The following is a 20,231-nucleotide window of genomic DNA, read 5'->3' as shown; positions in this document are numbered from 1 at the left end:
GAAGACCCATGATCAGGAACGAAGGCTACGTGGATCTGCACGGAGCGGCCGAGTATCTCGACGCCAAGCCGCGGTTCATCCGCCGACTGGTCGCTGAGCGGCGGGTGCGCTTTTACAAGGTCGGCGGTCATTTGCGCTTCAAGCTCGCGGATCTCGATGCGTACGCGGAAGCCGGATGTGTGGAACCGGTGCGGGTGCGCTGGAGCGGCGGCAGGGTGGTGGCCTGATGGGACGCCGACGGTTCGGCATGATCCGCAAGCTGCCTTCCGGGCGGTTCCAGGCGTCGTACACCGGCCCGAATGGCAAGCGCCAGAACGCGCCCTACACGTTCCGTACGCGCACGGACGCGGACCGGTGGCTGGTGCAGGTGGAGAACGACATCAGTCGGGGTACCTGGCTCGATGAGGGCATCGGCCGAGAGCGGTTCCAGGACTACGCGAAGGCGTATCTGCGGGACAGCCCGGATGTCGGGCCGCGCTGGGAGGAGACATGCCTCCGCAATCTGCGCCTGCACATGGTCATGCTCCAGGACATGCCGCTGATCGCGATCAGTCCAGTGGTTGTTCGGCAGTGGTATGCCGAAGCCATGGCGGGCACCGGCGGTCGGACCTCGATCGCGCAGTCCTATCGCTTCCTGCGGGCGGTGATGAACAATGCCCTGCGGGAGAAGGGAATTCGCGAGAACCCCTGCAAGGTCAAGGGCGCGGGCTCGGACCGGGCCAAGGAGCGGCCGATCGCCACACCGAATACGGTGGAGGAATTGGTGGATGCGATCACTCCCCGATACCGGGCGGCGGTACTGCTGGCGGCCTGGTGCGAGATCAGGCGTGGGGAACTGTGCGCGCTGCGCACCACCGACGTGGACGTGACGGCTGGCATCGTCTGGATCTTCCAGAATCGGGTGGAGCTACTGGAGAGCCCGGTCAAATTCGACAAGGCACCCAAGACCACCGCCGGCGTGCGCCCGATCGCCATCCCGCCGCACCTCACGCCTTATCTGCGCGAGCATGCCGAGAAGTGGGCGGGCACCGAGCGGTTCTTCGTCGGTCGCGACGGGCTGCCGATGCGCGGCAACGCGATCTCACAAGCGTTCGGCAGAGCCAAGAAGCAGGTCGGGTTTACGGGCTCGTTCCACGATCTGCGCCACACCGGGCAGTCGCTGTCGGCGGCCTCGGGTGCGACCCTGGCGGATCTGAAGAAGCGTGCCGGGCATTCCTCGGACGCGATGGCTTCTCGCTATTTGCATGCGGTCGCCGGGCGGGATCGGGAGATTGCCAAGCGTCTCAGCGAGTTGGCCGAGCACGGTGACGCGGCGATCCTGCCACCTGGCATTTTCATGCGCTGACGGTGGACGATGTTGCACAGGGGATGCACGGGCGCTCTACGGAAAGGCTCTGACCAGGGATGGTGTGCCCGCTTTGGGAGCGGAGGGTCGCAGGTTCAAATCCTGTCACCCCGACCATCTTTCGAGCCCCTGACTCCAAAGATCGCTGATCACAACGAAACCCCCGGTCGCAACTATTGCGGACCGGGGGTTTCGTGCGTTGCGGAGTCGGTTGCTGTCGTGTCCGGTGACCTTGACGCCCAGGATCACTCGGGCGTCAGCCTCCGGTCGTGGCCAGTCGCCGGACCGGTTGGCGCACGGTGGGTTCCGCGCCCAGGTCGTGCAGCCAGCGGTCCAGGTCGTCGAGGTCGCGGGGGCCGAGCTGGTCGGGATCGATGGTGGTGCGGAGCTGGTGTGCGACGCCGGAGTCGAGCAGTACGCGCAGGCTGCGGGCGGCGGGGCGGATGCTGCCGCGGGTGGCGGTGATGTCGTCGTAGCGGGCGGGCGGGGCCTTCACGTCGAAACCGACCCAGTCGAGCAACCCCGCCGACAGCAGCTGCTCCAGCCGGCGCGGATAGGACCCGGCGGTGTGCAGGCCGGTCGCGAAGCCCACGGACCGCACCTCGCGCAGCGCCTCGACCAGGCCGGATTGCAGCAGCGGCTCGCCGCCGGAGAACACCACGCCGTCGATCAGGCCACGACGGCGGAACAGGTGCAGCCGCACCACGTTCCACTGCAGCGCCGCCGGTGTGCGCGGCGAGAGCAGCTCCGGATTGTGGCAGTAGCCGCAGCGCCACGGACAGCCCTGGGTGAACAGCGTGGTGACCAGCTTGCCGGGCCAGTCGCAGGTGGACAGGCGCGACCAGCCGCCGAGGCGGATCATGCGAGCACCCCGGACGGCTCCAGGAACGGGACGCGTTCGGCGTGCTCGCCGCGCTTGCCGATATTGAACGAGGACACCGGCCGGTGATAGCCCATCACCCGGGTCCACACCTCACACTCGGCACCGCAGGTGGGGCAGGACGGCTGGGCGCCGGCCAGATACCCGTGCCCGGGACAGATCGAGAACGTCGGCGTGACCGTCAGATACGGCAGCGAGAAGCGTTCCAGCGCCCGGCGGACCAGCGTGCGGCACGCCTCGGCGGTCGTGATGCGCTCGGACATGTACAGGTGCAGCACCGTGCCCCCGGTGTACTTGCCCTGCAATTCGTCCTGGCGTTCCAGGGCTTCGAAGGGATCGTCGGTCCAGCCGACGGGCAGCTGCGACGAATTCGTGTAGTACGGATTGGATTCCGTGCCCGCCTGCCGGATGCCGGGGAATCGGGCGCGATCCAGCTTGGCGAACCGGTAGGTCGCGCCCTCGGCGGGGGTGGCCTCCAGATTGAACAGATGCCCGGTGCGCTGCTGGAACTCGACCATGCGCGAACGCACGTGATCGAGCAGCCGCACGGCCATGGCGTGCCCGCCGAAGCTGGTGATGTCGGAGGCGCCGCCGGAGAAATTGCGGATCATCTCGTTGACGCCGTTCACCCCGATGGTCGAGAAGTGATTGTCCAGCGAGCCCAGATACCGCTTGGTGTAAGGGAAGAGCCCGTCGTCCATGAGCCGCTGCACGGTCGCGCGTTTGATCTCCAGGCTCTCGCAGGCCAGCTCCAGCAGCGCGTCCAGCTGCGCGAACAGCGCGTTCTCGTCTCCGGCGCACAGGAATCCGAGGCGGGCGCAGTTCACCGTGACCACGCCCACCGATCCGGTCTGCTCGGCGCTGCCGAACAGGCCGTTGCCGCGCGCGAGCAGTTCGGTCAGATCCAGTTGCAGGCGGCAGCACATGGAGCGGATGTGGTGCGGTTCGCGATCGGAGTTGAGGAAGTTCTGGAAGTAGGGCAGCCCGTACTTGGCAGTCATGGCGAACAGGCGCAGCGCGTTGTCGCTGTCCCAGTCGAAGTCGCGGGTGATGTTGTAGGTCGGGATGGGGAAGGTGAAGACGCGGCCGTCGGCGTCGCCCTCGGTCATCACCTCGATGTAGGCGCGGTTGATCAGATCCATCTCGGCCTGCAGGTCGCCGTAGCGGAAGTCCATGGGGACGCCGCCGATCACGGGCGTCTCGTCGCGCAGGTCCGCCGGGCAGGTCCAGTCGAAGGTGAGGTTGGTGAACGGCGTCTGGGTGCCCCAGCGCGAGGGCACGTTCAGGTTGTGGATCAGCTCCTGCATGCCCTGGCGCACTTCGCGATAGGTCAGGCAGTCCTTGCGGACGAACGGGGCCAGGTAGGTGTCGAAGGAGCTGAACGCCTGCGCGCCGGCCCACTCGTTCTGCAGGGTGCCCAGGAAGTTGACGACCTGCCCGCACGCGGCCGAGAAGTGCTGCGGCGGCGCGGAGGCGATCTGGCCGGGGACCCCGTTGAAGCCCTCGACCAGCAGGCTGCGCAGCGACCAGCCCGCGCAATAGCCCGACAGCATGTCCAGATCGTGGATGTGGAGATCGCCCTCGCGGTGCGCGCGGCCGATCGCCTCGGGATACACGCGGTCCAGCCAGTAGTTGGCGGTGATCTTGCCCGCCGCGTTGAGGATCAGCCCGCCCAGCGAATAGCCCTGATTCGCATTGGCATTGACCCGCCAGTCGCGGCGTTCGAGGTACTCGGTCACGGAATCGACAGCATCAATAGCGCTCACAGCAAACACCATATTGTGGTGAAAACCGTTCTGGCACACCATATTTTGTGGGACATATGTCCCTGGACAGCGGTTGGCAACCCCGGCCGAGGGCATGAGACCAGCGCCTATGGGACGCGGCGGGGCACACGCGCCGGTTCCTGATGTGCACACGGTGTGATTCAGCGCTCGGAATTCACCCCGGGCCGACCACGCCCGATTCGCCCGGATCCACCGCGCCTCGCGAACGCTTCGCAACCGATAGCACTTCGCTCTGAAATTCACCCGCCGTGCAGGTGATCACACCTCGCCGGTAACCGGATGTTGTGCCTCCGTTTGCACTGTGTTATCGATTTACAGTGCTGGTCGACCACAAGGTGAACATGTCCAGCTCGTCGTTGTCCGGCGGGCGGGTCGGTTCGCGCATTCTGCCCATCGCCGCGCTGGTCGTGGCGGTGCTGTTGCTGAGCGCCGCGCAGGTCTGGGCGTCGATGCACGACACGCTCGGTCCGCTGCGCAGTCTGGTCGACGACTACTTCGCCAATCCGCAGTCCGCGGCGGTGTCGTGGGCCGGATTGGGGCTCGCGTGCATCGGCGTGCCCGTGCGGGCGCGGGTGGTCAGCCTGGTTGCCGCAGGGGTGCTGGATCTGGCGACGCTGGCCCTGCAGGCGGCATGTGGATGGCACGTGTCTATCGGGACGGGACCGACGCTCGCGCTGACCGGATTGACGATCGTGGCCTTCCGCTGGGAGGGCGAGCGGCGGCGGACGGCCTTGCAGGCGATCGCGTTCGGCGTGTTGTTGATCATGGCCTCGAAGCTGGCCGACACCTGGCTTCTGGTCAGCATCATCGCGGGCCCGCGGGTCCTCGATCAGTACGTGCTGCTGGCCGACCGGGCGCTGGGCGAACCGTCGTGGCTGATCGGGCGACTGCTCGACGCGCTGGGACCGGTGCCGTCGCATGTGCTGCACGTCGTCTACATCCAGTTGCCGGTGGCGGCGGTCGTCGTCGCGGCGTGGCAGCTGCGGCATGTGACCACGAGGGGGTGGCCGCGACACCATTTGGTGCGAACCTTCCTGGTGCTGGGCGTGATCGGCCCGATCGGATACGTGCTGTTCCCCGTCGTCGGCCCGGTCTTCGCCTACGGCCCGCTGGGGCACGGGCTGGAAATCGGTTCCTGGCCACAGGTCTGGCCATCTTTCACCTCCGACCCCCAGCCGATGCTGTTCGACTCGGAGACCGCCCGCAACTGCATGCCGTCCATGCACACCGCGTGGGCGACCGCGTTGTTCATCCACTCCCGCACCGGGCCACGCTGGCTGCGCTGGGCCGGGACGTTCTGGCTCGTCTGCACGCTGCTCGCGACGCTGGGCTTCGGCTACCACTACGGCAGCGACCTGGTGGCGGGCGCGGTGCTGTGCCTGACGGTGGAGTCGGCGCTGCGCGATCCCGAGCGCGGCTGGGACCTGTACCGGGCCCGCATCGTGTCGCTGGGCGCGGCGGTGCTCGCCGGGTTGCTGCTGTCCTATCGCTACCTGCCGGTGACCATGTCGGAGCACCCGATTCCCGCCGGGCTCCTGGTCCTGGGCGCGCTGGGTGCCGTCATCTTCACCTTCTACGCGACCTGGTTCGCCACCCCGGGCGGCCGGGTGGCGCAGTGGGGTGGCCGGATGGCGCCCGATGGATTTGCCATTGATTTGCCGCTCCCCCAAGGCAATCCGGACAAGCTGCGCGAAAGCCGGAAGGGTTAGTGTTTCCCCGATGATCACGACGCGGGCGGGGCAGCGAGGCTTGCTGCGCAATCTGAAGACAGACGGTGGCATACCCCGCATTCCGATCTTGATCGGCCTACTGCTGGCCGTGGCCATCACGGCGCTGTTCTCGGCCATGCACGGCTTCCTCGATCTGCAGGTCTACCGCGTCGACACCAAGGGCTGGCTGGAAACCGGCACGCTCTACGGCCCGACGCTGCCGGTGGCCGGGCATACCGATCTGCCGTTCACCTACCCCCCGTCCGCTGCGGTGCTCATGATCCCGTTGGCGGTGGTGCCGCTGTGGCTGGCCGAATTCCTGGTCACCGCAAGCTCGCTCGCCTGCCTGGGGGTGACGATCTGGCTGGTGCTGTCGCGGGTGCGGCCGGATCTGGATCCGCGCACCAAGATCACGTTGAGTGTGGGCGCGGTCGTGGTTGCGCTGGCCATCGAGCCCGTGCGGACCACGCTGTGGTTCGGGCAGATCAATCTGGTGCTGATGGCCGCGGTCGCGCTCGACTGTCTGACCGTGAAGCCGAAGTGGCCCCGCGGCTTGCTGATCGGCGTGGCCGCGGTGACCAAGCTGACCCCGGCGGCGTTCGTGCTGTACTTCCTGATTCGCCGCGATTGGAAGGCCGCGGGGACTGCGGCCGCGACCGCCGCGGCGGTGATCGGCGGCGGATTCCTGGTGTTCCCCAAGGAGTCCCGCGACTACTGGCTGCACGCGATCACCGACACCAACCGGATCGGCTCGCCCGATTACGTGGGCAACCAGTCGCTCAAAGGGATGGTCTTCCGTCTGGGCGTCCCACATTCGGCTGCCACCGCGGTCTGGCTGAGCCTGGCTCTCGCGGCGGTGTGCGCGGGCGCGGCCCTGATGCATCACCTGGTCGGTGTCGAGCAGTCGAACGCGCGGCGGGAGAACATTTCCGGACCCACGCCGGTGACGATCCTGTCCGTCACCGCATTGCTCGTGAATGCCGCGGTGTTGCTGCTGATCTCGCCGGTGTCGTGGACTCACCATTGGGTCTGGGTCGCCCCGGCGCTGGTCACCGCGGTCGCGTGGACCACCTCGAATCCGCGGTTCGCGCCGTACACCGCGATCGCCGTCTTCGCTCTGTTCTTTCTGATCGGTCCGGGTCTGGTGCCCAACGGCAAGCATCGGGAGCTCAATTGGGCGTGGTGGCAGCACATCCCGGGTGACATCTACATCATCGCCACAGTCGTCCTTCTGGTCGTCGGCTTGGCCCGGTTGATCCGGCTGCGCACCCGCCAGACCGTCGGCTGACAAAGGGACGCCGCTGACGGCAGCCCCACCGGTTGCCGTTTGATTGCCATGAGCTGATTTCGCGTGGTTTTTCGCGATGCACTGCAGTTGGACGCATGACCAGGTACCTTGTTGCGAAACATCAGCGGCTCAGACTTGCGAGGACCCGTCATGGCAGCCACTTCGAAATCCCTTCGAGACCATGTCGGCAGAGTGCTGCGGGCGGCACCGGCCTCGAGATGGGCACGCGCCCTGCTCGTTCTGGTGCTGGTGGTGCCGACGCTCGCGTCCGCGGTCTACATGTGGATCATGTGGGATCCGGAGCTGTATCTGAAGCACATACCCGTCGCGGTGGCCACCGAGGATGTCGGCGCTGTCAGTGATGGCAAGGCCCAGAACATGGGTGCGGAGATCCTCGATAATCTGGTTTCCAGCGGCGATCTGCAGTTCCATCGCGTCGACAGCGCCGAGGCGGTGCGCGGGCTGCGGGAGAGCCGGTACGCCTTCTCGGTCGTCATCCCGGCGGATTTCACCCGCAATGTGCTGAGCGTGACCGATCCGAAGCCGCATCCGGCGCGAATCGCGGTCTGGTACAACGACTTCAACGGCACCCTCGGACCGGCCGTCGCCAACAGCGTGGTGGCGGAGGCGCAGACCAAGATCGCGACCACCATCGGGAAGCAGTACGCCGCACAGATTCTCGTGGGCGTGAACAGCCTCGGCTCCGGACTCGGCGACGCCGCCCAGGGCGCGACGCAGCTCGCGCAGGGCACCACTCAGCTGTCCGACGGCTTCGGCCAGTTCTCGACCGGGCTGGGCCAGGCGGCCACGGGCGCGGCCCAGCTCAGCACGGGTGCGGGCCAACTCCACACGGGCACCGCGCAACTCGCCGACGGCGCGAACCAGCTGGTCACCGGCACCGATCAGCTGGGCACCGGCGCGGCACAGATCCGCGACGGCCTCGACCAGGTGCTGACGCCGCTGCTGGCCACACTGGATCCCACCGGCCAGTCGGCCTCCGATCCCGACTCGATCATCGGCCAGCTGACCCAATTGCGTGACGGCACTCGGGAATTGGCCCGCCAGCTCACCGATCCCAAGGCCGACTACCGGGCCGGAGTGCTCGCCCTCGCCGACGGCGGCAACCAATTGCGCGACGGCGCGGCACAACTCGACAGCGGCGCCGGCGAACTGTCGACCGGCCTGCAACAGCTGGTCGACGGCAGCCGCGAAATCGGTACGGGCGTCAGCCAACTCGGCGACGGCGCGGGCCAGCTCGACACCGGTCTGCGCGACGGTGCCGCCGCCGCACCGCACATCGCCGACACCGACGCCTCGGCCGACATGTTCGCCCAGCCCGTCACCATGGACATCCGCAACCAGGAACCCAGCCAGGTGGTCCACGACGGCGACCGCGCCCACAAGGCCCTCGCGGGCGGCGCGGGCCCGATCATCGTGGTCATGGGCTCGTTCCTCGCCACCATCGTGCTGTGGATGCTGTTGAGCCCCTTGCGCGGCCAGTCGGCCGGCAGCCCCTGGCGGCGCGCCGCCCGCCCCGTCCTGTGCGGCGTGATCGTCGGCGGCCCGTGCGGCATCGCGCTGGCCGCGGCCGCCGCCGTCTACGCCTGGTCGATCGGCTGGTCGCCCCAGAACTGGCCGGCCATGGCCGCTGTCATTGTGCTGGTGGGCATCTCAGCGGTGGTCACCGCCCAACTGTTCGTAGTCCTCTTCGGCCGCGTAGCAGGCTCGATAGCCGCCTTCGCCTTCTTCATGTTCCAAACCTTCGCCTTCGGCGGCGTCTTCCCCGCAGGCACCACTCCCCTGCCGTTCCAACCCTTCAAGGACATCGCCCCGATGACCTTCGCCCGCCGCGCGATCATCCGAGCCGACATCTCCCTCTACGACACCATGTTCTGGGTCTCGATCCTCACCCTGCTCCTGATGGCCGTCCTAGCCCTCGCCACCATGATCGGCGTCCGCTACCTACGAACCACCAACCGCACCGGCGGCGCATTCACCGTCTCCGAGAAGCCGGACACCAGAACAGATTTCGCGCTACCGAGCTGATTCCGTCACGAGAGATGAGCCCGGACCCGAAGGCCCGGGCTCATGGGTAAGCCGTCGGTGAACAGCGCGGCCTATTGGCTCGAGCCGCTGGTCGCCGCGCCGAACAGCCCCGAGAGCACGCTCCTGATCACCGCGCTCGGCAGGCCGTCACTCGATCCGGCCGCGGAGCCGCTGGCGGAGCCGGTCAGGTAGCCGCGGCCCGGCCCGCTGGTCGATCCGGTGAAGCCGTCGGGAGCGTCATTGCCCAGCTCGGCGAGACCGCAGGAGGCGAGCCCACCGCCGGAACCGCTGGTCAGGGCGCTGAGAATACCGCCGGCCAGCCCGGCGGCAGAACCGGCCTCGGGTCCACCGGAGGATCCGGCGAGGAAGCCGGTCGCGGAGCCGGTGACCGAGCCGGTGGCGGCCGATTTGGCCCAGCCGCTGAGGAGATTCTGCAGGCAGGCCTGGCCCGGCGGCAGGGCCGGGGCGGCGACCGGAGTCTCGCTCGGGGCTTCCACCGTGAGCGGTTCGGCGGCGGCGGGCCCGGCCCCGACGGCGAGGGCGATGCCGAGGGAAGCGGTGATCAGAAGGGTGTATCGCATGGACAAGCTGCTCTCATGTGGTTCAAGCCGATGTTCCCGTACCGGCGATCACCGATGGCCGCCCGAACCACTGACCGGGTGTAATCCGAAGTGTCACAGGGCCCCCTCTCGAATCAATGGAGGCTCAGGCCACCAGAGATCACCTGGACGTTCGACCAATTTAGCCCGAGGGTCACGCTCGCGGCGCGAATATGGATCACCGGGAACAAAATTCGCGGTATGTACACCGAGATGTTGTCCACCAGAGGCTTATCCAGGCAGTCAGATCCATTTCACACGCGGATTGTCATGAACAGCAGTCGGGTCCGCAGCAGGAGCGTGCGGCGGGTTTGACCGCCTTGATGATGGCGGAGTGCATGCCGTCGGCGACCGCGTGGGTGGGCTCGATCTCGATTTCGCCGAATCCGGCCGCCTCCAGGTGGTTTCGGTACTCGGTGAAGGACAGCGCGCCCGCGATGCAGCCGACGTAGTCGCCGCGTTCGGCGCGTTCGGCGGGTGAGAGGGCGTCGGCGGCGACCACGTCGGTGATTCCGATGCGACCGCCGGGGGTCAGGACGCGGGCCATTTCGGCGAACACGGCGGGCTTGTCGGTCGACAGGTTGATCACGCAGTTGGAGATCACGACGTCGATTGTGTTGTCGGGCAGTGGAATCGATTCGATCTCGCCCTTCAGGAACTCGACGTTGGCGACCCCGGCCTTGGCCGCGTTCTCACGGGCGAGGGCGAGCATTTCGTCGGTCATGTCGACGCCGTACGCCTTACCGGTCGCTCCGACGCGGCGGGCGGACAGCAGCACGTCGATGCCGCCGCCGGAACCGAGGTCGAGAACGGTGTCGCCTTCGCGCAGGTCCGCGACCGCGGTCGGGTTCCCGCAGCCCAGCGAGGCCGCCACGGCCTGGATCGGCAGCTGTTCGCGGTCGGCGGCCCCGTACAGGCTCGCGCCGAAGTTCTCGTCGATATCGATCGCGCCGGTCGCGCAACAGTCGCTGCCACCGCAGCAGTCCTCGGCGGTACCACCACCCGCCACCGCCACCGCGGCCGCGGCGTACCGCTCACGCACCGTCTCGCGCAGCTCGTTGCCCTGCTCTGACATGGGACCACTCCCTCTCGGAATCCCGGAACCGGTGAATCACTTCCCCTACCGGGTTGTATTGATGACTATCGATACAAGTCTGGCGTCTTGATTAGACATCTGTCAATATTGACGTGTGTCGAAACAGGATCTACCGGTGATCGCCTCCCCCTCGGGCTGCTGCAACACCACGCTGTCCTCACGGCTCGATGCCGAGACGGCCACCGCACTCGCGGCCACCTTCAAGGCGCTGGGCGACCCGGTCCGGCTGCGGCTGCTGTCACTGATCGCGGCCGCGGGCGGCGAGGAGGTCTGCGTCTGCGAGCTGACCCCGGCCTTCGACCTGTCGCAGCCGACCATCTCCCACCACCTGAAGGTGCTGCGGGAGGCCGGGCTGCTGACCTCCGAGCGACGCGGAACCTGGGTGTACTACCGGGTCGTTTCCGAAGCGCTGCAACGACTCTCCGATGTCTTGGTTCCCGTCGGCGTGACGGTCACCTCGGCATGAGCGCCGCCGTTCCGGCCCTGGCCCGGCGTGTGGCGGCCGAAGCAGTGGGCACCGCCGCGCTGGTCGCCGTCGTCGTCGGTTCCGGAATTGCCGCCCAACAGCTCTCACCCCACGATGTCGGCCTGCAGCTGCTGGAGAATTCGACCGCCACCGTTCTCGGCCTGGCCGTGCTCATCGTGCTGTTCGGACCGGTCTCCGGCGCCCATTTCAATCCCGCTGTCTCCCTGGCCGATTGGCTCGCGGGCCGCCGCGGCAACACCGGCCTGACCGGCCCCGAGGCCGTCGCCTACATCGCGGCACAGACCTTCGGCGCGATCGCGGGCGCCGTGCTCGCCAACATCATGTTCAACCTGCCCGCCGCCCAGATCTCGACCCACCACCGCGTCGACTCCGGACACCTGGTCGGCGAAATCGTCGCCACCGCAGGCTTGATCGCACTCATCTTCGCCCTCGCCCGCACCGGCCGCACCACCCTGGCACCGGCGGTCGTGGCCGCCTGGATCGGCGCGGCCTACTGGTTCACCAGCTCAACAAGTTTCGCCAACCCGGCCGTCACCATTGGCCGCATTTTCACCGACACCTTCGCCGGCATCGCCCCCACCTCAGCACCCGGCTTCATCATCGCCCAGTTCCTCGGCGCCCTGATCGGCCTCGCCCTCATCGCGATCATCTACCCCGCCGCACCCACGTCAGCCGACAACGTCGTGGTCCCCCACCCCCAGACTCAGGACTGAAAGGCCGACGCCCGCAATGACATCCCCCAAACCGAGCGTCCTCTTCGTCTGCGTCCACAACGCCGGCCGCTCCCAAATGGCCCAAGCCTTCCTGACCCACCTCGCGGGCGACCGCATCGAAGTCCGCTCCGCCGGAACAGCCCCCGCCGCCACCCTCAACCCCGCCGCCGTCGAAGCGATGCGCGAGCTAGGCATCGACATCACCGCCCAAACCCCGAAAATCCTCACCCCCGACACCGTCGAATCCTCCACCGTCGTAATCACCATGGGCTGCGGCGACACCTGCCCCTACTTCCCCGGCGTCGACTACCGAGACTGGACGCTCGCCGATCCCGCGGGCGAGAGCCTCGCCACCGTCCGGCTCATCCGCGACGAGATCCGCGCCCGGGCAGAAAGACTCGTCTGTGAGCTATTATCGGGGAGCAGTGATCGTCAGACCCCCGGCAACCGCGCGTAAACGCCATCGCTGCACGCGCGCAGGTTATCCGACCCGGTACGAATCACGGTAGAGTTCGAACCAGTGATCGCCTGCGGTGCAACGCAATCCAGCATGCAGGCCGTTGCAGGTCACTGTCCCGACTCTCGTCGCCGCGCCACTGGCCAGAGCGGCATAGCCGGTGGCATCAGGCCGATTCCGGCTGCCATGGCAAAGACTGAACCCCGTCGTCGCGTTGCCGCTCAAAGTGACCGAGTGAGATCCGGCCTCTCCAACCGCAGCAGCCTCGGTCGGGTTCGAGCAGCCCGCAGAGTCCGCAACCGCATATGTGGCCTGTGGGACCGTGCACGTTACCGAGTACTGATCACGCTCGCTGTCGTTTCTCGAGATGACGCAAAGGACTTCACGCCCGTCCGAGGAGAAGTCCGCCAGCTGCAACATTCCGCCGTCGCGTACTCGATACCGAGCGCAACCAGCGAGGAGCGTGAGCACTAGCAATAAGCCGACTCGCGCTCTCCTCAGCCAAATCGTCGACATGAATTCAATGGGCGTCACCATGTCATCCCTACTTGTGCGAAAATGGCCAAGTTGTGGATTGTCCATCGGAATCAGTGACGACCACCTTGGTGAAATAACCGCTGACCGGATCCGACAACACGATGTGGCTGTCTTTCGTCACGATTTTCGCAGGACCCGATTTCTGGTACTGCTTGAAGAAGCCGGTGCCGTCGCCTTCCGCGGTATTGGAACCCCACGATTTCCATGTGATCCCCTGCAGTCTGACACCGGAGTCACCGCAGGCGACGATCAGGTTGTCCGGGCGAGTGACCGGGTTGTGTGTGATGCAGTCGATCAACTGCGGCGCGCCGGCGGCCGCCTCGGCGGTTGTGGTCGGATTACCGGCTTTCGCGGATGTGGCGGAACCGGCCGGCGTATTCTCTTCGGGAGTGCAAGCGGCGATGGAAAGCGTGGCGCAGGCCACCACTGCGAGGCCCATGATAATTCGTGAAGCTGTGCTGCTCATATCCCCAAATAAACCTCTGCCGCTTGTCGCACCCTTGCATCTTCCTTAACAGCGCGGGCACGGCCAGTCTGAGATCTGGTGATCAACACCGGATTGTCATTCGATAATCCCCGAGCGTCGGGTCGGATATCAGCCCGGCTGACAGGTGGGGCACCAGAAGAGGTTTCGGGCGTCCATGACCGCGTGGACGACCGTGGTGCCGCAGAGGCGGCAGGGGTCGCCGAGTCGGCGGTAGACGTAGGTGCGGGGGCGGTCTGCCGCGTATGACGGTGCGCCGTGGTCGTGTTCGGGGCGGACTACGTGCATCAGGCCTCGGCGGACGCCGACCTTCATCAGCTCGACTAGGTCCAGCCACATCGCGTCCCACTCACTGCGGGTCAGGGACTTTCCGGGGCGGTAGGGCGAGATGTTGTGGCGGAAGAGAACTTCCGCTCGATAAACGTTGCCGACTCCGGCGAGAACCTTCTGGTCCATGAGCAGTGCCCCGATGGGGCGCGACGAGCGGCTGATGCGGTGCCAGGCGCGGTCGGGGTCGGCGTCGCGGCGGAGGGGGTCGGGGCCCAATCGGGATGTGAGGGCGTCGACTTCGGGGTCGGTGAGGATTTCGCAGGCGGCGGGGCCGCGGAGGTCGGTGCCGTGGAGTTCGCCGTTGCGGCCGCCGCCGATGAGGCGCATGCGGACCTCGCCGACGGGATCGTCCATGGGGACCGGGGATTCGGTGAATTTGCCGTACAGGCCCAGGTGGACGTGCAGGGTGACGCCCGAATCATAGTGGTGGAGCAGGTGTTTGCCGTAAGCCTCGGCGCGGGTGAGGACGCGGCCGTGGATCAGGGCCGCGCCGTCGGCGAATCGGCCCTGGGGGCTGGAGACGGAGACCTGACCGCCGGCGAAGCGCTTGTGGTGCAGCTTCGCCAGGCGGTGCAGCGTATGGCCTTCGGGCACGAGTCAGTTGCCTTCGGGCACAGGTCAGTTCGGGAGGCCGGGGGGACGCCGGTCTTCTCGTACTCGGCGAGGATGTCGATGCGGCGCTGGTGGCGCTCCTCGTCCGACCACGCGGTGGTCATGAAGGCGTCGACGATGGCGAGCGCCTCGGACGTGGTGTGCATGCGGCCGCCGATGCCGAGCAGCTGCGCGTTGTTGTGCTGGCGCGCGAGCTGGGCGGTCTCCACGCTCCAGCCGAGGGCGCAGCGGGCGCCGGGCACCTTGTTGGCGGCGATCTGCTCGCCATTGCCGGAACCGCCGAACACGAAGCCCAGCGAACCCGGGTCGGCGACGACGCGGCGGGCGGCCTCGATGCAGAAGGCCGGGTAGTCGTCGAGGGCGTCGTATTCCAGCGCGCCGCAGTCGACGACCTCGTGGCCCTGGCCCTCCAGGTGAGCCTTGACGTGGTTCTTCAGTTCGAAGCCGGCATGGTCGGCACCCAGGTATACGCGCATGGCAGCGATTCTGTCAGGACGTCCGCGCGCGATCGGAAAGGGGGCTCTCACCCGGGAGCGCGGACCGTGAGCCACGTCTCGGCGAGCCCTCGAACGACCCCGCGACGACGCCGAACCGCGGACACCGGTGAAACGTACTATCCAGGCATGACGTCCGACGACAATTCACCACCGCCGAACGCCTACGGGGGGCAACCGGCCGGCGGCCCGCCGGGGCAGCCGTCCACCGGGAGCTATCCCCCCGTCGGTGGCCCGCCCGCACAGCCTCCCACCGGCAGCCATCCGGCTCCGATCAATGGCGCGGGCGGCTGGGATCCGCGCCTGGGCCCGCCGGGTTGGGCTCCGCAGCAAGCGTATTCGCCGCCCCCGCCGCCGATCGTGCAGCAGACCCGCGGCCTGTCCCCGTACGGGATGCCCGCGCGGCACAACTGGGAGATCCCGCTGCTGGTGATCGTCGTGATCACCACGGTGATCGCGTACCTGTTCGCCCTGCTGTTGCTGTTGACCGGCAATGCCGGCCAGATCACGCTGATCCTGGTGTCCGCGCCACTGGTGGTCTACCTCATCCGCGGTATGACCTACGCGACCCAGCGCGTCAACGGTGTGAAGATGTCGCCCACGCAGTTCCCCGAGGGCTATCGCATGGTCCAGGAGGCCGCGGCCCGGTTCGGCATGACCAAGGTCCCCGACGCCTATGTGGTGCTCGGCAATGGCCAGATCAATGCCTTCGCCTCCGGCCACGGCTTCCGCCGGTTCGTGGTCGTCTACAGCGACCTGTTCGAAATCGGCGGCGCGGCACGCAATCCCGACGCGCTGGCGTTCATCATCGGCCACGAGGTCGGGCATATCGCGGCCGGACACGTCTCGTACTGGCGGCAGCTCGGCATGTTCGCGGGCTCGTACGTGCCGATCCTGGGCAGCTCGCTGATCCGCTCCCAGGAGTACACGGCCGACAATCACGGCTTCTGCAACCGCCCGCAGGGCGCACCCGGGGCGATGCAGACCATCGGCGCGGGCAAATACCTGAACAATCTGGTCGGTTTCGACGAGATGGCCGATCGCGCCGCCCAGGAGAAGGGCTTCTTCGTCTGGATCGTGAACGCCATGGCCAGCCATCCGGTGCTGACCTGGCGCATGTGGGCGCTGCGCGACCGCAGTCGGCACGGCAAGCTGTTCTGGCGGCCCTCCGCCCCGCCCGCCCCGCCGATCGCGGCCCAGCCGTACGGCGGTTACCAGCCGCCCGCCGGATACGGCGTCCCCCAGGCATACGGCAGTGCGCCCCAGCCCTACGGCAATCCACCGGGGTACGACGGCACGACGTATCAGGAGTACCGCGGCCCGAACTGAGATTTCGCGCCGACGACAATCGGGCGGGGTCCGTTCCTACGGACCCCGCCCGATTGCTGTTCGAAGCTCGGGGCGGCACCGGAGCCGTGCGCTGAAGTCCCGGGGAGGCGGGGGAGCCTCAGTCGAAGACCGGATCCTCGGTGCGAGTCCGCTTGAGCTCGAAGAAGTGCGGGTAGGACGCCAGCGCGACCGCGCCGTCCCACACCTTGCCCGCCTCCTCGCCGCGCGGGATCCGCGAGAGCACCGGCCCGAAGAACGCGGTGTCGTTGATGTGGATGGTCGGCGTGCCGACATCCGGCCCGACCTTGTCCATGCCCGCGTGGTGCGACGCCTTCAGCGCCTCGTCGAAGTCGGTGCTCTGCGCGGCCGCGGCCAGCTCGGCGGGCAGCCCCACCTCGGCCAGCGATTCGGCGATGACCTGCGCGAGCAGCTCGGCGCGCGAGCCGTCCTCGCGCTCGTAGTCGGCGCGGCGGTTGTGCAGCCGGGTGCCCATGGCGGTGTACAGCGGCAGCAGCACCTTGTCGCCGTGCTCGGCCGCCGCGGCGATGGCGACCCGGACCGGGCCCCAACCGGTGGCGAGCAGCTCTTCGTACTGCGGGGGCAGACCCTCGCGGCCCTCGTTGAGGACCGACAGGCTCATCACGTGGAAGTGCGCTTCGATATCGCGGACCTGCTCGACCTCGAGGATCCAGCGGGAGGTGATCCAGCACCACGGGCACAGCGGGTCGAACCAGAAATCGACCCGGTCCTTCTTGGTGTCGCTCACAGGGAAGTCCTTTCGCAGTTCTCGGCGGCCGGGGGCAGGGCCGTCCCCCATGCGCAACAACTCGGATTGTTGCCGATATTTCCGCTCCGCCCGACTCGGCCGGGTCTAGGGTCGGAATATCGGCCTCGTCGGGAGATCACGTCCCGGTGGGCGGACCCGACCGCGCGAGCAGGGAGGTTTCGGCATGACCACATCCAGGTTCGTCATCGCGGGAGGCGGGCTGGCCGCGGCCAAGCTCGCGGAAGCCTTGCGCGCCAATGACTTCGACGGAACCGTGACGTTCATCGGCACGGAGGACCACCTGCCGTACGAGCGGCCGCCGCTGTCCAAGGAGCATCTGCTGGGTAAGAAGGCGCTGGTGGACTTCACCGTCGATCCCGCGCAGTGGTATCGCGACCACCATATCGAGGTGATGCCGGGCACCACCGTCACCGCCGTGGACCGCGCCACGAAAACCGTTGCGCTGCCGGACGGTACGACGCTGCCCTATGACAAGCTGGCGCTGGCCACCGGATCCCGGCCGCGACTGCTGCGCATGCCGGGCGCGGACGCCGAGGGCGTGCATGTGCTGCGCACCATCGAGGATTCCGACGCCCTGCTCGCACTGTTCGGCACCGCGCGTCGGCTGGCTGTCATCGGGGCTGGATGGATCGGGCTCGAGGTGACCGCGGCGGCGCGGGCGGCGGGCGTGGAAGTGACTGTGCTGGAGACGGAATCGGTACCGTTGCAGGCCGCGCTGGGCACAGAGATGGGTGAGGTGTTCGCCCAGCTGCATCGCGACCACGGTGTCGATCTGCGGCTCGGGGTGAAGGTAGGCGAGATCACCACCTCGGGCGGCAAGGCCACCGGCGTGCGGCTCGACGACGGCACCGTCATCGAGGCCGACGCGGTCCTGATGGCGGTGGGCGCGCGGCCCAATATCGAACTGGCCGCCGACGCCGGGCTGGCCGTGGGCGGCGGCGTCCTCGTCGACGAGAGCCTGGCCACCAGCGACCCCGACATCGTCGCCGTCGGCGATATCGCCGATCAGCAGCATCCCGTGCTGGGGCAGCGAATCCGGGTGGAGCACTGGGCGAACGCGCTGAACCAGCCCGCGGTGGCGGCGCTGACCATGCTCGGGAAACCAGCCGTGTACGACCGGCTGCCCTACTTCTTCACCGATCAGTACGACCTCGGCATGGAGTACACCGGCTACGTCGGACCCAAGCAGCACGCGCACGTGGTGGTGCGCGGCGATCTCGGCAAGCGCGAGTTCGTCGCGTACTGGCTCGATTCCGGCAACCGGGTGCTGGCCGGAATGAACGTGAACGTGTGGGATGTGACGGACAAGATCAAGCAGCTGATCCTCGGCGGCGAGGCCGTGGATCCCGAGGACCTGTGACAACCGTCACCTGACCCGGAGTGAAGGGTACGTCGCAATGGCGTGCGTGGCTCCGACCCGTTGATGAGAGCGCCGCCCGGGCGCACACCACCGAAGGAGCCGACCGTGAAGTACATCCTGATCAAGACCTACTCCCCCGCCGCCTACTGCGACACCTTCCTCGGCGACTGGGAACCCGAGGAGATCCAGGCGCACATCGACTTCCAGCGCACCCTCGGCGAGGAACTGGCCAAGTCCGGCGAACTCGTCGACGCCCAGGGCCTCGCCGACCCGGGCCAGGCCCGAATCGTCATGTCCGACGGCCGTTCCGCGCCGGTGGTCACCGACGGTCCCTTCCCCGAGACCAAGGAATTCCTGGCCGGATACTGGATCATCGACGTCGATTCGCCCGAACGCGCCATCGAGATCGCCGCCAAGGCCTCCGCCGCCCCCGGCCCCGGCGGCAAACCGATCGGCGAGTACATCGAGGTCCGCCCGATCATGAGCGCACCCCCCGCCGCCGAACTCTGATGCCGGACCAGACCCTCGAGGACCTGTTGCGCGACCTCGCGCCGCAGGTCCTCGGCGCGCTCGTCCGCCGCTACGGCGACTTCGACGCCGCCGAGGACGCCCTCCAGGAAGCCCTGCTGGCCGCCGCCACCCAATGGCCCGCCGACGGCCTCCCCGACAACCCCCGCGCCTGGCTCATCTCCGTCGGCCAGCGCCGCATGATCGACGCCATCCGCGCCGACATCTCGCGCCGAAACCGCGAGGAAGCCAACGCCATCCACGATCCGGAGCGTCTGGGCGGGGCGACACTCGATCCTGCGGACACGGCGGTCGCGCGGCTGGAGGGCGACAGCTGGGGGCGACTGGTTTTTCGCGACACCCGCCCCGGCCGTGATGGCGAATCCGCCCATGGTGAATCCAGCCCCACGGTCAACGCCGCTCCCGGCCGTGGCAACTCCGCCCTTGGTGAATCCCACCCCGTCGCCGGCGCCGATCCGGCAGGTGGGCTCGATCTCGACTCGGTGGGCTCGGACCGCGACGACACGCTCACCTTGTTCTTCCTGTGCTGCCATCCCGCGCTGTCGCCCGCGAGTGCGATCGCGCTGACCCTCCGCGCGGTCGGCGGGCTCACCACCGAGGAGATCGCGCGGGCCTTCCTGCTGCCGGAAAGGACCATGGCGCAAAGGATCACGCGCGCCAAGAAGCGGCTGGCGAGCGAGGAGCGGCCCTTCGCCATGCCCGCCGAGTCGAACGGGCATCGGGCGGAATGGGATACGCGGCTCGACAATGTGCTGCGGGTGCTCTACCTGATCTACACCGAGGGCCATACCAGCGGCGGCGAGCGACTACACCGAGCCGATCTCTCGACCGAGGCGATTCGCCTGGCCCGCGCCCTGTCTCGCGCACTGCCCGACAACCCCGAGGTCACCGGACTGCTAGCCATGCTGCTGCTCACCGAGGCCCGCCGCGCGGCCCGCACCGGCGAACACGGCGAGCTGATCCCCCTCGAGGAACAGGACCGCAGCCTCTGGGACCGCGAAATGATCATCGAGGGCGTCCGCCTGGCGACCGCGTCGGTCCGCAGCGGCCTCATCGGCCAATACCAGATCCAAGCCGCCATCGCCGCCCTGCACGCCCAGGCCCTGCGCCCCGAAGACACCGACTGGCCCCGAATCCTGCTGCTGTACAACGCCCTCGAACGCCAATCCCCCAACCCCATGGTCACTCTGAACCGCGCCGTCGCCCTGGCCATGGTCCACGGCCCCCAAGCCGGCCTCGACCTCACCGACACCCTCGGGGAGTCCCTCTCCGGCAACCACCGCCTCGACGCAGTCCGAGGCCACCTCCACGAAATGGCAGGCGACCCAGAGGAAGCCATAGCCGCCTACACCTCCGCCGCCCG

At 67.7% G+C, this 20,231-nt stretch carries 19 protein-coding genes and 1 pseudogene; 12 read left to right on the top strand and 8 right to left on the bottom strand.

The window, feature by feature from the left end; translation table 11 throughout:
- Positions 1-8: 8 nt before the first annotated feature.
- Positions 9-227 carry an excisionase family DNA-binding protein gene (locus tag ON43_RS09920; protein WP_040806044.1) on the top strand — a complete coding sequence of 73 codons (219 nt, stop codon included), beginning with the start codon at positions 9-11 and terminating at the stop codon, positions 225-227.
- Positions 227-1,345, top strand: a complete 1,119-nt coding sequence (locus ON43_RS09915; RefSeq protein ID WP_040806041.1) for a tyrosine-type recombinase/integrase — start codon at positions 227-229, stop codon at positions 1,343-1,345. Before ON43_RS09920 ends, ON43_RS09915 begins: the two co-directional genes overlap by 1 nt.
- A 256-nt stretch (positions 1,346-1,601) precedes the next feature.
- Here the strand turns inward: ON43_RS09915 and ON43_RS09910 are convergent, their stop codons facing one another.
- Positions 1,602-2,207, bottom strand: coding sequence for an anaerobic ribonucleoside-triphosphate reductase activating protein (locus ON43_RS09910; RefSeq protein ID WP_051178224.1), 606 nt, complete (start codon positions 2,205-2,207; stop codon positions 1,602-1,604).
- A complete protein-coding gene (locus ON43_RS09905) occupies positions 2,204-4,003 on the bottom strand; it encodes a ribonucleoside triphosphate reductase (RefSeq protein WP_040806131.1) in 1,800 nt (599 codons plus the stop codon). The genes ON43_RS09910 and ON43_RS09905 overlap by 4 nt, the downstream gene beginning before the upstream one ends.
- Positions 4,004-4,329: 326 nt before the next feature.
- Here ON43_RS09905 and ON43_RS09900 point away from each other — a divergent pair, with 326 nt between their 5' ends.
- The 3 genes from ON43_RS09900 (at position 4,330) to ON43_RS09890 (ending at position 9,055) form a co-directional block, all read left to right on the top strand.
- Positions 4,330-5,721, top strand: a complete 1,392-nt coding sequence (locus tag ON43_RS09900) for a phosphatase PAP2 family protein (protein ID WP_063712517.1) — start codon at positions 4,330-4,332, stop codon at positions 5,719-5,721.
- Positions 5,722-5,731: 10 nt separating this feature from the next.
- Positions 5,732-7,009, top strand: a complete 1,278-nt coding sequence (locus ON43_RS09895) for a glycosyltransferase 87 family protein (RefSeq protein ID WP_083913288.1) — start codon at positions 5,732-5,734, stop codon at positions 7,007-7,009.
- 150 nt (positions 7,010-7,159) lie between these two features.
- On the top strand, positions 7,160-9,055 hold the full coding sequence (locus ON43_RS09890) for a YhgE/Pip family protein (RefSeq protein ID WP_083913287.1): 1,896 nt from the start codon (positions 7,160-7,162) through the stop codon (positions 9,053-9,055).
- Positions 9,056-9,126: 71 nt separating this feature from the next.
- Here ON43_RS09890 and ON43_RS09885 read toward each other — a convergent pair whose 3' ends face one another.
- A complete protein-coding gene (locus tag ON43_RS09885) occupies positions 9,127-9,636 on the bottom strand; it encodes a hypothetical protein (protein WP_040806039.1) in 510 nt (169 codons plus the stop codon).
- A 286-nt stretch (positions 9,637-9,922) separates the two neighbouring features.
- Positions 9,923-10,729 carry an arsenite methyltransferase gene (gene arsM / locus ON43_RS09880; protein ID WP_040806037.1) on the bottom strand — a complete coding sequence of 269 codons (807 nt, stop codon included), beginning with the start codon at positions 10,727-10,729 and terminating at the stop codon, positions 9,923-9,925.
- A 115-nt stretch (positions 10,730-10,844) separates the two neighbouring features.
- Here arsM and ON43_RS09875 point away from each other — a divergent pair, with 115 nt between their 5' ends.
- Genes ON43_RS09875 through ON43_RS09865 form a run of 3 tightly spaced genes read left to right on the top strand, consistent with a single transcriptional unit; the run spans position 10,845 to position 12,407 of the window.
- The gene (locus tag ON43_RS09875; protein ID WP_040806034.1) at positions 10,845-11,216 is read left to right on the top strand and encodes an ArsR/SmtB family transcription factor; all 372 of its coding nucleotides are present in this window, start codon (positions 10,845-10,847) and stop codon (positions 11,214-11,216) included.
- Complete coding sequence (locus tag ON43_RS09870; protein ID WP_040806033.1) at positions 11,213-11,950, top strand: aquaporin; 738 nt, start codon at positions 11,213-11,215, stop codon at positions 11,948-11,950. The genes ON43_RS09875 and ON43_RS09870 overlap by 4 nt, the downstream gene beginning before the upstream one ends.
- 16 nt (positions 11,951-11,966) lie before the next feature.
- Positions 11,967-12,407 (top strand): arsenate reductase ArsC, encoded by a 441-nt coding sequence (locus ON43_RS09865; protein WP_040806031.1) that lies wholly within the window; start codon positions 11,967-11,969, stop codon positions 12,405-12,407.
- A 544-nt stretch (positions 12,408-12,951) separates the two neighbouring features.
- On the opposite strand, the gene ON43_RS42335 is transcribed toward ON43_RS09865, so the two are convergent.
- The 3 genes and pseudogenes from ON43_RS42335 to ON43_RS09850 form a co-directional block, all read right to left on the bottom strand.
- Entirely contained in the window at positions 12,952-13,410 is a 459-nt protein-coding gene (locus ON43_RS42335) for a hypothetical protein (protein ID WP_157513975.1), read from the bottom strand.
- A 129-nt stretch (positions 13,411-13,539) separates the two neighbouring features.
- The gene (locus tag ON43_RS09855; RefSeq protein WP_040806029.1) at positions 13,540-14,352 is read right to left on the bottom strand and encodes an Fpg/Nei family DNA glycosylase; all 813 of its coding nucleotides are present in this window, start codon (positions 14,350-14,352) and stop codon (positions 13,540-13,542) included.
- Positions 14,353-14,387: 35 nt separating this feature from the next.
- Positions 14,388-14,846 (bottom strand): annotated as a pseudogene (locus ON43_RS09850) (ribose-5-phosphate isomerase); the annotation flags it as partial.
- Between the two features lie 396 nt (positions 14,847-15,242).
- Between ON43_RS09850 and ON43_RS09845 the strand changes: the two are divergent.
- Positions 15,243-16,193: a M48 family metallopeptidase gene (locus ON43_RS09845; protein WP_373283425.1), complete on the top strand. Its 951-nt coding sequence runs from the start codon at positions 15,243-15,245 to the stop codon at positions 16,191-16,193.
- A 118-nt stretch (positions 16,194-16,311) separates the two neighbouring features.
- Here ON43_RS09845 and ON43_RS09840 read toward each other — a convergent pair whose 3' ends face one another.
- A complete protein-coding gene (locus ON43_RS09840) occupies positions 16,312-16,959 on the bottom strand; it encodes a mycothiol-dependent nitroreductase Rv2466c family protein (RefSeq protein WP_040806026.1) in 648 nt (215 codons plus the stop codon).
- Positions 16,960-17,143: 184 nt separating this feature from the next.
- Between ON43_RS09840 and ON43_RS09835 the strand changes: the two genes are divergently transcribed.
- The 3 genes from ON43_RS09835 to ON43_RS09825 all read left to right on the top strand — a co-directional run.
- A complete protein-coding gene (locus tag ON43_RS09835) occupies positions 17,144-18,340 on the top strand; it encodes an NAD(P)/FAD-dependent oxidoreductase (RefSeq protein WP_040806025.1) in 1,197 nt (398 codons plus the stop codon).
- A 105-nt stretch (positions 18,341-18,445) separates the two neighbouring features.
- Positions 18,446-18,850 carry a YciI family protein gene (locus tag ON43_RS09830; RefSeq protein WP_040806024.1) on the top strand — a complete coding sequence of 135 codons (405 nt, stop codon included), beginning with the start codon at positions 18,446-18,448 and terminating at the stop codon, positions 18,848-18,850.
- The coding region (locus ON43_RS09825; protein ID WP_040806023.1) for an RNA polymerase sigma factor at positions 18,850-20,231 on the top strand (1,382 nt) is incomplete at its 3' end. The genes ON43_RS09830 and ON43_RS09825, both read left to right, overlap by 1 nt.

The organism is Nocardia concava NBRC 100430 (assembly GCF_000308815.1).
GTDB lineage: Bacteria > Actinomycetota > Actinomycetes > Mycobacteriales > Mycobacteriaceae > Nocardia > Nocardia concava.
This window is presented reverse-complemented; position numbering and strand designations above follow the sequence as displayed.

Bases quoted from the DNA above. Each gene is read 5' to 3' on its own strand.
- ON43_RS09865 (WP_040806031.1), top strand. From the start codon at position 11,967: ATGACATCCCCCAAACCGAGCGTCCTCTTCGTCTGCGTCCACAACGCC.
- ON43_RS09835 (WP_040806025.1), top strand. From the start codon at position 17,144: ATGACCACATCCAGGTTCGTCATCGCGGGAGGCGGGCTGGCCGCGGCC.
- arsM (WP_040806037.1), bottom strand. From the start codon at position 10,729: ATGTCAGAGCAGGGCAACGAGCTGCGCGAGACGGTGCGTGAGCGGTAC.
- ON43_RS09890 (WP_083913287.1), top strand. From the start codon at position 7,160: ATGGCAGCCACTTCGAAATCCCTTCGAGACCATGTCGGCAGAGTGCTG.
- ON43_RS09885 (WP_040806039.1), bottom strand. From the start codon at position 9,636: ATGCGATACACCCTTCTGATCACCGCTTCCCTCGGCATCGCCCTCGCC.
- ON43_RS09920 (WP_040806044.1), top strand. From the start codon at position 9: ATGATCAGGAACGAAGGCTACGTGGATCTGCACGGAGCGGCCGAGTAT.
- ON43_RS42335 (WP_157513975.1), bottom strand. From the start codon at position 13,410: ATGAGCAGCACAGCTTCACGAATTATCATGGGCCTCGCAGTGGTGGCC.
- ON43_RS09915 (WP_040806041.1), top strand. From the start codon at position 227: ATGGGACGCCGACGGTTCGGCATGATCCGCAAGCTGCCTTCCGGGCGG.
- ON43_RS09905 (WP_040806131.1), bottom strand. From the start codon at position 4,003: ATGGTGTTTGCTGTGAGCGCTATTGATGCTGTCGATTCCGTGACCGAG.
- ON43_RS09910 (WP_051178224.1), bottom strand. From the start codon at position 2,207: ATGATCCGCCTCGGCGGCTGGTCGCGCCTGTCCACCTGCGACTGGCCC.
- ON43_RS09895 (WP_083913288.1), top strand. From the start codon at position 5,732: ATGATCACGACGCGGGCGGGGCAGCGAGGCTTGCTGCGCAATCTGAAG.
- ON43_RS09870 (WP_040806033.1), top strand. From the start codon at position 11,213: ATGAGCGCCGCCGTTCCGGCCCTGGCCCGGCGTGTGGCGGCCGAAGCA.